General features: G+C 61.3%; 12 protein-coding genes. 8 read left to right on the top strand and 4 right to left on the bottom strand.

Features of this window, described 5'->3' with window-relative positions; translation table 11 throughout:
* Positions 1 to 326 precede the first annotated feature (326 nt).
* Positions 327 to 1,535 (top strand): hypothetical protein, encoded by a 1,209-nt coding sequence (locus tag OIE68_RS45885; protein WP_327097131.1) that lies wholly within the window; start codon positions 327 to 329, stop codon positions 1,533 to 1,535.
* Here the strand turns inward: OIE68_RS45885 and OIE68_RS45880 are convergent.
* Positions 1,490 to 2,601, bottom strand: a protein-coding gene (locus tag OIE68_RS45880; RefSeq protein ID WP_327097130.1) for an IS3 family transposase whose coding sequence is annotated in 2 segments (ribosomal slippage) — positions 1,490 to 2,334 and positions 2,334 to 2,601 — 1,113 coding nt in all. Because the reading frame shifts where the segments join, the coding sequence is not laid out codon by codon here. The genes OIE68_RS45885 and OIE68_RS45880 overlap by 46 nt on opposite strands.
* A gap of 354 nt (positions 2,602 to 2,955) precedes the next feature.
* On the opposite strand from OIE68_RS45880, the gene OIE68_RS45875 reads away from it, so the two are divergent.
* From OIE68_RS45875 to OIE68_RS45865, 3 genes are all read left to right on the top strand, one after another.
* Positions 2,956 to 3,261 (top strand): hypothetical protein, encoded by a 306-nt coding sequence (locus OIE68_RS45875; RefSeq protein WP_327097129.1) that lies wholly within the window; start codon positions 2,956 to 2,958, stop codon positions 3,259 to 3,261.
* Positions 3,262 to 3,676: 415 nt separating this feature from the next.
* Entirely contained in the window at positions 3,677 to 4,840 is a 1,164-nt protein-coding gene (locus tag OIE68_RS45870; protein WP_327097128.1) for a hypothetical protein, read from the top strand.
* 242 nt (positions 4,841 to 5,082) lie between these two features.
* Positions 5,083 to 5,325 (top strand): hypothetical protein, encoded by a 243-nt coding sequence (locus OIE68_RS45865; protein WP_327097127.1) that lies wholly within the window; start codon positions 5,083 to 5,085, stop codon positions 5,323 to 5,325.
* 136 nt (positions 5,326 to 5,461) lie between these two features.
* Here OIE68_RS45865 and OIE68_RS45860 read toward each other — a convergent pair whose 3' ends face one another.
* Complete coding sequence (locus OIE68_RS45860; RefSeq protein ID WP_327097126.1) at positions 5,462 to 7,357, bottom strand: hypothetical protein; 1,896 nt, start codon at positions 7,355 to 7,357, stop codon at positions 5,462 to 5,464.
* 45 nt (positions 7,358 to 7,402) lie between these two features.
* Between OIE68_RS45860 and OIE68_RS45855 the strand changes: the two genes are divergently transcribed.
* Both OIE68_RS45855 and OIE68_RS45850 read left to right on the top strand, forming a co-directional pair.
* Entirely contained in the window at positions 7,403 to 8,215 is an 813-nt protein-coding gene (locus OIE68_RS45855) for a hypothetical protein (RefSeq protein WP_327097125.1), read from the top strand.
* Between the two features lie 102 nt (positions 8,216 to 8,317).
* Entirely contained in the window at positions 8,318 to 9,067 is a 750-nt protein-coding gene (locus tag OIE68_RS45850; protein ID WP_327097124.1) for a hypothetical protein, read from the top strand.
* 132 nt (positions 9,068 to 9,199) lie between these two features.
* Here the strand turns inward: OIE68_RS45850 and OIE68_RS45845 are convergent, their stop codons facing one another.
* Positions 9,200 to 9,532, bottom strand: coding sequence for a hypothetical protein (locus OIE68_RS45845; RefSeq protein ID WP_327097123.1), 333 nt, complete (start codon positions 9,530 to 9,532; stop codon positions 9,200 to 9,202).
* Between the two features lie 453 nt (positions 9,533 to 9,985).
* On the opposite strand from OIE68_RS45845, the gene OIE68_RS45840 reads away from it, so the two are divergent.
* The gene (locus OIE68_RS45840; RefSeq protein ID WP_327097122.1) at positions 9,986 to 10,384 is read left to right on the top strand and encodes a hypothetical protein; all 399 of its coding nucleotides are present in this window, start codon (positions 9,986 to 9,988) and stop codon (positions 10,382 to 10,384) included.
* A 491-nt stretch (positions 10,385 to 10,875) separates the two neighbouring features.
* On the opposite strand, the gene OIE68_RS45835 is transcribed toward OIE68_RS45840, so the two are convergent.
* Entirely contained in the window at positions 10,876 to 11,823 is a 948-nt protein-coding gene (locus OIE68_RS45835) for a hypothetical protein (protein ID WP_327097121.1), read from the bottom strand.
* 393 nt (positions 11,824 to 12,216) lie between these two features.
* Here OIE68_RS45835 and OIE68_RS45830 point away from each other — a divergent pair, with 393 nt between their 5' ends.
* Positions 12,217 to 12,363 carry a hypothetical protein gene (locus OIE68_RS45830; RefSeq protein ID WP_327097120.1) on the top strand — a complete coding sequence of 49 codons (147 nt, stop codon included), beginning with the start codon at positions 12,217 to 12,219 and terminating at the stop codon, positions 12,361 to 12,363.
* Positions 12,364 to 13,454: the final 1,091 nt, after the last annotated feature.

Below are 13,454 nucleotides of genomic sequence, written 5' to 3'. Positions count from 1 at the left end.
GTCAACCGCCTCCCTGCTCGATCGAGATCCCACACGTCGACGGCGATGGGACACAACGACTTCGATGCGAGCGTAGCAAGACCCTTGAGTGCGTTGTGAGGACAACGCCGCTGCCCCAGAACGGACTGATGCCCGCACCTCCACATCGGTGCCAACCGGACCGATCACAGGGGGCCTACAAAGCAGCGCGCGCCGTTCCAGGGCAGGGCGCTCGCATCCATCACACGCGTGGGTGGCACCGATCTTCTTCCGGTCCGGCATCATTAGGATCGACCGCCATCTTCAGTGACGATGACACGCCCAGGCGACTGCGGCGGGAGGACAGAATGCAGATCACGCCCGGGGATGTTCTCGAGGCCATCGCAAGAACAACTGCGTTTGTCTACACAGAGACAGTGGAGGGATTCGAGTTTGATAGTAGAAGACGGTCCGGCTGGGACAGTTTGACACTATCCTCAACCGACCTTGCTAGAATAGTAGATGAGGTCAACTCTTATTCAATATTGGACGAGGCGGCCGTCGCGCTAAAATCTAGCGCCGAGATGCTGGTGCGGGGAGCGGGATCCTATTCACAGAATAGTTTAGCTGCCATGGGAACTGGCCGCGACGATTTTGTCGCCTCGAACGACAGCGAAGGCATATCTTACACATACGGTCGGCCGAGCGACTCGTACCTTGCGTACATACTTATAAGCATTTGCAGACGAGATTCTCCGCCGAGACTGCTGTCGCCGCACTTCTTTGGCGAGATGGGCAGGACCCGCAGAGGCAGAGGCGGTACGACAGGTTTGTTCACAGCATTGCGCTCCACCGTCCGCATACGTGTACTGAAGATAGAATCGAGCCAGCCCGTCGCCCCTGAAGAATGGAGCGCCTATGCAGACGACTTCTTTTTCCATATCGGGTACAGCATAAACGCTGCACTGATTCGCCATCGATACCTCGACGATATGCTTTGGCCGGTCCGTACATCGAACATGAGGCACCTGCGTAGCCTCGACGCCCCGAAGCGCACTTATATTTCGGATCTTGTGTACCACTATCAACTCGGCTTGGCCACAGAAAGTCCCATGCTGGAATATGTATCCTACTATCATGTGATGGAACACTGGTTCGAGGCTATAGTTCAGCAGGGCTTGATTGTCAAAGTTCAATCCGAAATAATGGACCCAAGCTTTTCATACAAGAACACCAAGGATATTCAGCGACTGATTCGCCTCATCGCCAAGACGGTCCAGTCCAAAGATGACGACATCGTATTCAATGAGCAGACGGCTTTAAGGTTGACACTCGATCGGTATGTGCGAATCGATCGACTTGTTGAGGAAATCTCCATCTTTGACCCCAATCTCCTTGACTACTACGCGCGGAATATTGTCGAATTCTCCGCTGGGGATAGAGTTGAACTTCGCTGTAGCGATCCGACAGATGCCATCGCAGCGTGGTTGACGGGACCCCGTGATTTCGGTCCACCGGGTGTGAGAGCCGGTTATCGGTGGATGCAGGTTGCAGCGTATCGGGCCGGGGTCTGGTAGCCCAGCGCGGAATGTCTTCGGTGGTGGTTGTATTCGTTCTTCCAGTCGCTGATTACGATCCTGGCCTGGGTGAGGGACCAGAAGCTGTTGATGTTGAGGCATTCGTCGCGCAGGCGGCCGTTGAACGATTCGATGTAGCCGTTGCGCCAGGGTTGGCCGGGCGGGATGAACGCCAGCCCGACCCGTTCACCGGCCCAGTCGGCCATCGCCTGGCAGGCCAGTTCGGGGCCGTTGTCGCAGCGCAGCGCGCCCGGGTAGCCCCGGTCGACGGCGATGCGGTCGAGTTCGTCGATGAGTCGGTCGGCGGTGATCGAGCGCTCGACCAGGCCGCCGAGGCATTCGCGGGTGTGCTCGTCGACGATCGAGACGATTTTGACGGGGCGGCCGTCGTCGGTGGCGTCGAATTGGAAATCGACTGCCCATACCCGATTCGGTGCGTTCGCGGTCACCGCCATGGCAGTGGAGGTGCCCAGGCGTTTTCGGCGGCGCCGCTGCGGCACTCGTAGTCCCTCGTCGCGCCAGAGGCGTTGGATCTTCTTGTGGTTGACCGTCCAGCCCTCGCCGCGAGCGTCGTGATAGGCGCGGCGGAAACCCTGCCGTGGATGCGCTTTCGCCCAGTCGCGTAACCAATCACGCAGCGCTGCATCAGGATCGGTCGCAGTCTGGTCGGCCGATGGCCGACGTTGGGTACTTCGGTGTTGCCCGGTGATCCGGCAGGCGAACCGTTCGCTCACCTCGAGCACGCGCATCAGGTGCGCCACGGCCGCCCGCCGGCGTTCCGGGTCTAGAAGTTTCCCTTGGCGATCTCCTTCAACGCCGCCTTCTCCAGCTCGGCTTCGGCGAGAAGCCTTTTCAGGGTGGAGTTTTCGCGTTCGAGGTCTTTCAACCGTTTGGCGTCGTCGGCTTTCAGGCCGCCGAACTGGTTGCGCCAGCGGTAGTAGGTGGCCTCGGTGATCTGCAGGGTCCGGCACACGTCGGCGATGTCCTTGCCCTCGCCCAACAGCCGATCGGCCTCGCTCAGCTTGCGCACGACCTGCTCAGGGGTGTGCCTCTTGCGTGTCGCCATGGTCTTCGAGCCTTCCTGCCCGCTACGTGGGCCGCAAGGCTCTCACACTCCCCGGACCGAAAACCTGGGGTCAGGTCATGGTCCCGCAGAATATATAAGACCCGTAATGCGCTGGTGCACAGCAAGGATGGGTTGAAGGCCCGCTATATTCCTTTTTCCCATGATAAAGAGTTAATTTCAGAGATACCTCTGGTGAGATTCGTCGCCGAGCAAATCATTATCTCGACTTCGACGCTACGAAAGTGAGTGATGTGGTCTTCGTCCGCATAGCCGTGGGTACCACGGCCACAAGTCGTTGGGGCGGAGGCGCCTCGTCGACCGCGTGTATCAAGCATTGAGTGGAGGAGGTGGGGAGTGACAACTCCAGACGATGAGCGATGGATCGGTGAGCTCGTTGCCGTGCTGAACCAGCAGATTGTCGTCGACACCGATTCGATGCCATTGCCCTTCGCGGCCGAGGAGCTGCTGGCATGGCTGCGCGACCCACGCGTTTTCCAGCGGGTTCAGCATCGTGATTGGCAGACGGTGATCGTGGAGTACAAGGACAGCTTCCGGGGCTCAGGACCACGGTTGTGCGCGTTGTTGCAGCCCGAGCACCGCGCCCTGACGTCATGTCTGGACCGACTATTCACGGCGACAGACGGCAAGCCCACTGGATGAACGTGTCCGCGCTGCGGCGACGACAACAGCAGAGAAGCTGCTCGCGGCGTTGGCCTCCCAAAAGGCAGTGATTGCGGCCTGGAAGGACATGGTGAAGGAGGCGCAGAGCACGGCCAGACACGCTGATTGCCTCGAGTCCCGCAGGCAATGCTGGTCGGCGATCATCCAGATGCGTCGCCAAGGACCAAACGATGTTGTACGGCTCTGCACCGAAATCCTGACCGCCACCGAGCCCGCGATCCACTATCAACTCCATCGGCTCACACAGGAACAGAAGCACGAGCTCGCGATCGATGAGACAGGACCACTTCGCCCCTTTCAGAAGCTGGCACTGTGCGAAGCCGTCCTCACCGAGTCACCCCCCACGGGTGACTTTGTGGTGTGGCTGCGCGTGGATAACGCCCACATAGGAACCATGGAAGTCAGTCACGGCAACGTCACCTTCTACGCCGCGCAGCTTTTGGGTCCCCTCGTCGGGCGCGTCAATACCAGCTCCGCACTCAAACTCAAGCCGCCCGAACTGGCCACGCCACCGGAAGGCTTCACAACAGCCGAACCTTTCGAGTGGGACGACGATCCCGGAATTGTCTATGTGCGTGTCGCACTGAACGCAATCGAACCCCATCTCGCCGTGCCACAGGCCAGAGCGATCGCCGCCACCTTGATCCAACTCGCCGACCCCCTCCCGGGCACATGGAATCTCCTCCGAGGCGAAACCGTCTACGTCGACGGAAAACTGCGATACCGCAAAGCCTGGCGTGATGAAAACACGACCACCCGGAGGTCGCATCACCTTATCGACGACATCGGGCAACGTCTCGAAGAGATCGGCACCACGACCACGTTCGCCGACATCGCCGCTGTCGAGAGAGTCGAGGTGGCATTAGCCCTGCGTTCAGCGTTGAGCAGCGCGTGGAGTGTGGGGCCTGTCGAGATTGTGATGACCGCCGTGAGAGCGCTCGAGCATGTCACCGCGTGGGCGGGCGGCGAGGACTGGACCGAGTTCCAGCGTGCTCGATTTCGCACCGCGGTCTCGCATGCGCAACTCGTCGAATTCGTCACCGCAGTCATGGGGGCAGTCGAGGCGAACACCCCATCCGATGAGCTGTTCGCGCAACATCCAGAAGAACTGCTCCAATTGACGTGTGATCTCTATGAATGGAACGGCGAGGAAGGCAAGCTGATTCCACTCGCGGCCATCGGTCACGCAGCCGCGATACGCGACATCTACGCCAACCATTGGTTGTACCGGGCGATGGCCGAAGTGGCCGCTGTCTTCGAGTCCGGAGCCACACTCGAGGCGAGGCTGGAAGCGAACGATCAGCGGTTCAACCGCTACCTGGACCGCCTCCGGCGTGTCCGGAACTCCGCAATCCACGGTGGCCCGATCACCACAGGGACATGCGAAACAATCGCCCACTTCGCATTCCATCTCGGCCGCTACTGCCTGGATCAGGCCCTACACGCACACGTGGCCGGCGATAGCGTCCGCCATCACCTCGACCAGTTCACCAATGACCAAGCGCGTCGCCGCCAAATCGCAATCACCCAACAGTCCTACGAGCAGCTGTTCACCTGACCAGCCAGCACGCACGGCACTGGCCTGGCCGAATCCGTTGACTAGTAAGCTCATTTGCGCCGCATCGAGCTCCTGTCCGCCGCCCCCGAGCCCGACGAGGCGGTCTTTCCCTGGAGCTCTCCGAGAGCATTTCACACTCTATCGCCACTGCAGGTGCCTTGGTACTCGGCAGTCGGCCAGCGATCGGACGGATGTGTCCTCGTGGCACACTGGCGAATTGAGATGCGGACAGCCCCTGCCGGGTGTACCGGTACGGGTATGGCCCCTACCTGTTCGCCGACGCGTTCTTCATGGCCAACGAGGCTGTAGACCTGATCGGCGGCCTGTTCCTCGTTATTCACCCAATGGATGACGAGGCGAGGCTACAGGACATGTACGAAGGATTCGGCTTCCGGACGATGGAGGACACGCCACGCATGTACATGACCTTCAAGGACTTCCGCGACGGATCGCCCATCGATTTCGCAGCGCTCGACCACGACTAGTTACTCATCGAGCGGCAACTCAAGATCAACACCGCCTTGTCCGCTTCGATCGCTTGGCTTCGGTGAAACGGCGCACTGATGAAGGTTCACGCCGGCGAATTCCGAGATGACAGGTTAGTCCTGACTCGGGCAGTTTCTATGAGGGTGTACTACCGTCCGCGTCCTGCGCGACATCTGATGCGCCGAAGTCGCCTTCGGCGGCGTCACTAGCCGGACGAGCTGCGGCGACGAGGGGCAAATGTGTGCCTGCGGGGATTGATCCGTCAGGGTGATACGTCCGGTGCGCGGTGGCATTGAGATGCGGCAGCACGCGGGCCCGCCCATCGCTGAGATCCTCCATTCGGGCCGACATCATGGTCGTCGTGACAACACCTGGGATCGTCACCTTCTGTGAGCCGATCTCCGTAATTAACTCGCTGTCGAACGCCATCTGGTAGTGGTCGTCGAGATCGAGGTCGCCATTGGTCACATCGCATTCGAAGGGTTCCCAGGTCCCCACAACGACAGGTTCTTCGATCAGCGATGCGGCACTAATGACGTTCCGGAAGTCAGTGACCGTGAGGTTAGTGAGCTCGGGTACGAGAATCGGTGTCGTGGTGTGTGTTTGGAGTGTTGCCAGAGCGCGCAGATATTTGAGTCCTTGCGGGTGGATCAGCTGCTGACCGACAGGGATTTGATGGAAGTCATGGAATGGCCCGTACTTCTCACCCAGTTGCAGCGTATTGGGGTGTGTCATCGATGCGAGGAACTCCATCGCTGGTAGCACCACGGCGGCCTCGAGTCCTGTGGTGTCGCGCAACGTAAAGGACAGGTGACCGTGCTCGCCACTCCTGTCGATGAGGCCTTCAGTGGTGATGAGCCCGCTGGCGTCGATGCCGCGGGTCCACACCCCGGTGCCGTCGGGACCGGTGGTCGAGGTCATCTTGAACAGGTGCTCGCGACCGACAGGGCCTGTTGGTGCACTGACCCGTAGCCGGATCTCGTATCGGCGGTTGCGGGCCGCGCTGACGCGCACGACACTCGCTGTGCCCGTTAATGCGAGGCCTCCGGGCAGGTCGACATCGACGCTGGCGGGAAAGGTGGCCGGGGTGCCGTATTTGCGCCACCGGTCGAAGGCTCGTTGGTCGAAGCCAGGGTCCTCGAACGCATAGACCAGGCGTATGGGAATGGGACGTTCGTTGAGTGATTCGTCGAACCGTTGGTAGATGCGGAAAGTGAGACACGATCCGTCCGAGGCGATCTCCTGCGCCGCGGCGAGAAGATCTCGCTCCTCGCGCAACTCGGGCCTGTGTGGATCCAGGCTCACCCCGTATCGGAAGTGTGGATCCCCGTCCAGTGCCCCCTGCACACGCACGAGATGTTCACGGATCTCGGCGGGAGTAAGTACCGAGGTCTCGGAATCGTTGTCACGCAACGTGATATCTCGCTGCAGGATCTTCGCGACGTCAGCGACGGCGTTCTTCAGACGCTCGCGGCCACCGTTGAGATAATAGTCCTGGACGTACCAGTGTTTGGCGATCATTGCTTCGCAATAGTTCAGGCCGTGCCACTCGATGATGCGTCCCGGGGCCTGACGCCACGCCCTGATGATCGCTTGCTCATCGATGGTCAGGGGCTTGTCGCGCTCCTCGGCCGAGATAGCCAATTTGGGGTTCTCGGCGAACATGTCGTCGATGACCGTGTCGGGCATCTTCTCGAACCAGGAGAGATTGTCGGTCGTCGGGTCCAACGGCATAACCAGATACCAGTCACCGAGCGGGAAGCCTCTGCGTACCAGCCCGATCATCAGGCGTCGGAACGACTTCTCGACCTGTCGTTTCTGGCTGTCATCGAGGTTAAGCGCGAACTTCTTGATCTGGTAGACATCCCACACCGTGGAGCCGCCGACGTCACGGGGCACAATCACGTCGATGCCGTAATCGCCTTGTGAGGGCCTGATCCGCCACGCTCGCTGGTGTTCGTTGTAGAGCAGGTTCGCGACAACGGCCTCGACGTCTTCGCCCGAAAGCGCTGCCCACGGCACGCGTGCCATCGGTCTCCTCATCTTGTTCCGCAACCCGGATCGTGCTCGCCGCCCATGATTGTCGCACCAAGCAGGCAAGCAACCACGGCAAATGCCGCGCTGTTTGATGGCGCAGCGATCCGCTCGCTGCAGACCGTGTCCGGGCTGGACGAGCTGGAGCGGGCCCGCCGGGTGTGGGTGCGGATCACCCAGTCTCGCACCGGAACATTGCGGCGCACTGGCTGGCGTCACCACGTCGACCCGAATGGGTCCGGAGTGTCCATGCCGGGCTATCTGGCGGCCTACGTGGAGCGGATGCTGCCCGCCGCGGAGCGTCTAGCCGCAGTATCGCTGGAATCGCGTCCGGCGCTGGATCTGATCGCCACTTACGGCCGCCATCGTTCCGCGCTGCTGTATATGGACCCGCCGTATCTCGGCACTACCCGAGACCGCAACTACCGCCACGAGATGGGCGCAGCATCGGAGCATCGGGAACTGGCGGCCGCGCTGCACGCCTGCCAGGCCACCGCGGTGCTGTCCGGGTATGCCAGCGACCTGTATGACCGCGAGCTCTACCCGCACTGGTACCGCTACGAGATGGCAGCCTTCACCACCCAGGGCGGGGCCCGCCACGAACGGACCGAGGTCCTATGGTCCAACCACCCACTCAACACTCCTGACGCCGGCATGCTGCCACTGACGGAGTTCCGTAACAGCGACACCCCGGCTGGGCGCGGCTGTTACGAAACTCGGTGCGCGGCACCGAAATGCACGAAGGTCCTCACCCGAGCCTCGACCGGACGGCCCGGGCGCTACTGCTCCACCGCGTGCCGTATGCACGCCAGCCGCAAACGTGCAGGCCGATCCGGCGACCTGTCTACATCCTGACCCAGAACCCAATTTTCCACGATCAAAACGGCTGTGCCCGTGGAAAATTGATGCACTCGGTGCGACGGTGACAGCGCAGCAAGTACGGCAGGATGGGCGGGTGTGCAGGAGCTTCAGGATCTCGGAATCAATCTTCTGGCCGCCGGCATCGCGTTCGGCGTAGGGCTGTCGAGCAATCAGGCTCGCAACCGATGGCGAACGCGAAGCACCCGAGCTTTCTGGAAGCCGTACGCGAACGGCGAGTTCCGAGTGATCACCCCGATCCACCAGGTCGGTGAAGACCAGACGATCGAAAGAACCGAATGGGTGGGCCTCGGCGACGTCGTCGCTCTCGTCACATTGCAGGATGCGGTGAGCACACTGGGTATAGACAAACTTGTTGTGCGGCCGTCGAACAGGCTGAACGACGACGACTGGCGCAGCAACCTGATTCTGATCGGCGGTCCCGGGACTAACGCTGTGACCGCGGACGCCTTGGCGCGCCTCAATCTCAATGTGGGGTTCGGCAGTCTCGCGCAGCCCTCGAGGGAGCGTTCGGCTGTGTATGACCGGCAGTCGGGTCAAACGTGGTCCAGGGTGCGCACTCCCGACGGCAAGAAGACCCGCACCGACCACGGCTTCGTGGTTCGTGCCATCAGCCCGTTCAATGCACGGAGAACTATCTTGATCCTCGCTGGTGGAACAGCATTCGGTACCGCAGGAGCGGCCAAGCTGTGCCAGAAAGCCGAGTTCCTCGATCATCCGGCGGTGCGGTCTGGAGGCCCATTCGAAGCCGTGTTCTCCGTGGATGTTGCCGGCGGTGCCCCGCGAGAGGTTGAGGCGGTGCTTGTTCGGACGCTGGCCCAGCCGTAACCAGCCGTGCTCGTTAGCCGCTGCTGTCCGATCCTCGACTGACGCCTCGGAGCCGTCGCGGTTTCGAAATCGCGTAGCCGCGGTGCCTACGACACGTTCGTGTGGTGCATATGCGTCGGGATGGTCGCAGATCTATGTCCAGTAGCACATCGCGACGCCGACAGAGTTGATGAGAATGCCCGCGATTGCCCATCTGAGATCGAGCGCGGTGACCTTGTCCAGTGCATCCCCGAACGCCTTCATGTCCGCCTGCGCCTCTGCCCTGGCCTGATTCGCCACAGACTCGGCGTGCTCACGTGCAAGCGCCATCTCGTGCTTGTGCATCGAGAGCTGCTGCTCGATGGCTGCAAACCTCGTCTGCCATTTTCGTTGCTGCTCAGCGAGTTGCGCGATCTGCAACTCGATCGACGTGTTGGCCTTGATCTGGAATGCAACTTCGGCGGCGGCTGTCAGGGTGCCCGTCATGGCCAACGCTGCTGGTGCTCACGGTTGTGGTGGGGGAATGTCATGGTCGGCACAGCGCACAGGCCGATTGACCTTGTAAGTGACCGTTGGCGGGGAGCTTGGGAGTCGATGCATACTCCACGTGCGGGATCCGACATCACCCGCAACAATCTCGCCCACTGGCGGCGTCGAACACCGGAAAGCACATGATCGACCACTGCGGACCAGGCCCTTTCTGCTGCCAATCTTGTGCTAACTCCGACGAGAATCCCCCCGATAACCGCTACTTTCCTAGTTTTCGCGGTACTCGATCGCGCCGACGAGAACAGGCCGTACCTAGTGCACCATCGTGTGATCGCGGTCGGCCAGATTGCTGAAGGGGCTTGTCGCCGTGGCAGTCGATAACCGTCCGCTCGTACACATTCCGTGGACCGTGGCCGAACGATGCGCTGGCAACCGATCTCACCACTACTGATGACCCGCCTTGTCACACACGCCGACCATCGACGCGGCAAACCCGCCACCACCCGGGTCCTGCGGTATCGCGATGGACGCCCCCTCGGACAAGGCCGATACGACTACCTACGCAAGCGAATCCACGCACACCTGCCATGGGCAGCGCGGATGCAGGTCACCCCACACTGGATACGACACACCACACTCACCTACGTCGAACGAGAATTCGGGCTAGCTGTCGCCCACGCCTACGCCGGACACACCGACAACACCGCCTACCAGGGATCGACACCGATCTACACCAAAGCCGGCATTATCGAAGTCGCCCACGCACTTTCGGCGCTGACCGGGCAACCACACCCACTCGCCCAATCCCCCTACCATCCACTCTCGCCATGGGAGCAGCGGTGGCGGTAATGACCGTTGACATACAGTCGAAATTCGCTTTAGATTCGCTTCATGGGTCACAGAGTTCGGCAACCACACCGCAGCGATGCGCACCGTTACTGCTGATCCGCGCGCAGGCCTAGCGATGCCGCGCCATCCTGCCGCCAGCCAAGTGTGCTGCTGGACAGCCCATCCCGCCGGCAACTCAACGATGCATTCGCTTCCAGGTCTTACCAAGACAACACCCACCGCGCAAACCCATTGCACCACAGCCGCAATCGACGATCCAGGGCCACCTGCCGGACCGTTCGACACCCGAGCTCCCGGAATGCATGACTACGAAACGAATCTCACTCAAGGCCGTGAGCTCGTCGTGGAGGCGCTTTCGATGCCGGTGGCGGTAATCTCTAAAGCTATGAACACGCAAATGTCGCGAGTTCGCCCCAATCCGGTCGCTAGAAGACCGAGATCTATCGTTTTTGCCGCGGATTCGCACCAGTAAAGCCGGTAGATCAGCGCGTTCAGTGGGTGCCTGCGACCTTCCAGCTCCATCGGAAGGTGCGTCCCACATACTTCGCCCCGCTGGCGGTGTTCTCCACGCTCCGGGCCGTGAACTTCCCGCCCGCGTGCCACGCGCCCTCGAGCCGCACCTCGCTACCTTTCGACAGCCCGACGGGTCCGGTCGGAACAACGCTCACTTTCCAGATGCGTCCGTCCGGGTCCGCAACGGGGAACTCTTGTGCCTGCATCCGCTGCACCACGCCATTCCCCACTATTGCGCGCCGGACACCCTGACACATCGAATCGAAGGCTGAGCGTCCCGAGCCGTCGCCCGACAGTCCGAACTGTGCGAGCAGCGTCAGCACCCCTAACACCGGCACGACGGTGAGGAAGACGGGCTTGGACAGGATCCAGAGAAATAGCGCCGACACCGCGACGACGATGAGACGAGCGGGCCTCAGCGCTACGATGTCCACGGCCCGCGGTGCCTCGAAAACCGTCCCGATCAAGGGTGCGGATGTATGACTGTCGACGGCGGCGCTCGTATGCGGACTGCGGCTGGGCGGGCGCCCACAGTGCAGGCAACGTGATGCGCCGGCGGGATTGACGCACTGGCAGTCGGTCCACATGCAAGGGACCGCGCTGAGCACACATGCCTGGATCGCGCGGCTCAAGCGATCTTGGGCGGTCGGAGAATCCGCCCAGCGTTGACCGTTCGCGGCCATATGGTTGGCGATCGCACCTTCCTTCATCCCTTGGGGCTTAAGAGCCCCTTCGGCGATCGCCTTGCGGCGGCACGCGCCGTAGAGCTCGTTGAGATTGTTCTCATCCATGACGGTCCCGTCTGCGATCACTCGTGACACGTCCCCGCCCACAATCTTCGGCAAAAAGCTGTGTTCAACTACCGCCATCTTCAGACTCGACTGTCCGGTGTGCTTTGGCAAGGCATTCACCGGTGCCAGGGGCATCAGTCTGGGTAGCCTGAATCATTACGCATTTCAGGAGCACGATCACTCGGCGCGGACAGGCACATGAGGGTCGATTACTATTGGCTCGACGACGACATGCTCGCATGGGTCGGCGCCCACCATCGACCCCTTCGGGGGACAGCTGTGCAACACGGTGTGGCCGGGTAGATATCCCGAAGGCCCCGCAAGCCCCGAGCGATGAATACCGCAGATCGGCAGTCGTACTCGCCATGCTTTCCCGCAGCATGAGAGTGCCGGACATCGAGCAGCTCATCGACCAGATCGACGAGGCACTCAAACGGTCCGGTCGATCATTTTATTGCCGCGTGTGGAATCTCAGCTGATCTACGTGGCGACGCTATTTCCGCAGATGCCGCCGCCACTGCGGCGGCTATGATGTCACACCCCGGCGACGACCGCTGGATCGGTCCCTACTACGAATACCAGCGAACCAAACAGCCGGGCGCGCTCGACGCCGCGATTGATCTGCTGCGCGACGCCATGCTCACCGCCCCCCATAGGCCAGCGAGCCACGTATGAGGGGGTCCTCGCGACGATGCCGAATAACAGACATGACCAGACGAGACTGCTTGCCGACCTGGATGAGGCCATCGACCTCCTCTACTTGCACCGCTGCCGCTGCTCCCGCCGGTCATCCCCACCGCGCCTCTACTTCAGCAAGCTCGGTGCAGCACTGTCGAGCGGAACAACGCGCTCGGGGACCAGCTCGATCTAGACGAGGCTATCGAGGCGTTTCGCGATGCCGTTGATGACGCCACTCCCGAAGACAATCCCGACCGTGCCCATAGACTGTTGGACCTCGGTGTCGCCCTGCGAGCCCGGTACGCCGCAAGCGGAGCAGGCGGACCTGGAGGCAGCTATCGAGGCGCATTTCCGGGTCATCGGTATGTCCGCACCGAATCCTGCGCTCGTTGCGACTTCTACTCCCTCAAGGACTCCAGCAAGGGCCAGCTACTGGAGGTCATGGAGAACCTGCAATGCATGCCCGCCAACGTCCCGCTCTCCGAAGACGAGCGCGCCGCGGTCGATGAAGGAAAAGCCGCGCTCGACCAGCTCCTCGAGCGGCTGGTCGACGTCCCCACACTCGCCGGAGCGACACCCCGCCAGGTTGGAGCTCCGGCGCCCCCACGCTGTTGCTCATCGTCTCCGTCAACCAGGGCAAATAGGGGCCAACTTTACAAATCAGATTCCACAGAAAGACAAATCTGATCAGAAGGCAAATGTACGGCAGCTCCGGGTTCCAACTCCTACCTGGAGAAGTTTCGGTTTTGCTCGCCCGAACATCTGGCTTGATCATCTTAAAGTTACGTGGAACCTGGCCCGGTCGGTGATCATGCCTCCTCGGGTGACCGCCGACTTGGAAGTCAGGCTTGGGCACGATGGCGCTGATGCAGGAGTGTCCGGTGTTGGGTCGGCACGAGCAGGCTGCGGTGTGACTGGGCATCAGGGTTGATATCGGGAGGGCACCGGGCACGATCGATGCGCACGGGCGCGCGGGCTGGCGGAGTATCTGCTGCTGTGTGAGCGGGAGGTGGATCCGGGTGACCCGCACTCGCGCCTACGTCGCAGTCTTCGTGCGGGAGCGCCTATTGGATGCTCCGCAAGAACAG

The sequence above is a fragment of the Nocardia vinacea genome (assembly GCF_035920345.1).
Lineage (GTDB): Bacteria > Actinomycetota > Actinomycetes > Mycobacteriales > Mycobacteriaceae > Nocardia > Nocardia vinacea_A.
Note: the sequence above shows the minus strand (reverse complement) of the source record. Positions and strands in the feature narration are given on the sequence as shown.

What these genes read in the sequence shown, in the direction of transcription:
- OIE68_RS45885 (WP_327097131.1), top strand. Translation starts at nt 327, where the DNA reads ATGCAGATCACGCCCGGGGATGTTCTCGAGGCCATCGCAAGAACAACT.
- OIE68_RS45870 (WP_327097128.1), top strand. Translation starts at nt 3,677, where the DNA reads ATGGAAGTCAGTCACGGCAACGTCACCTTCTACGCCGCGCAGCTTTTG.
- OIE68_RS45860 (WP_327097126.1), bottom strand. Translation starts at nt 7,357, where the DNA reads ATGGCACGCGTGCCGTGGGCAGCGCTTTCGGGCGAAGACGTCGAGGCC.
- OIE68_RS45855 (WP_327097125.1), top strand. Translation starts at nt 7,403, where the DNA reads ATGATTGTCGCACCAAGCAGGCAAGCAACCACGGCAAATGCCGCGCTG.
- OIE68_RS45845 (WP_327097123.1), bottom strand. Translation starts at nt 9,532, where the DNA reads ATGACGGGCACCCTGACAGCCGCCGCCGAAGTTGCATTCCAGATCAAG.
- OIE68_RS45840 (WP_327097122.1), top strand. Translation starts at nt 9,986, where the DNA reads ATGACCCGCCTTGTCACACACGCCGACCATCGACGCGGCAAACCCGCC.
- OIE68_RS45835 (WP_327097121.1), bottom strand. Translation starts at nt 11,823, where the DNA reads ATGCCCCTGGCACCGGTGAATGCCTTGCCAAAGCACACCGGACAGTCG.
- OIE68_RS45830 (WP_327097120.1), top strand. Translation starts at nt 12,217, where the DNA reads ATGATGTCACACCCCGGCGACGACCGCTGGATCGGTCCCTACTACGAA.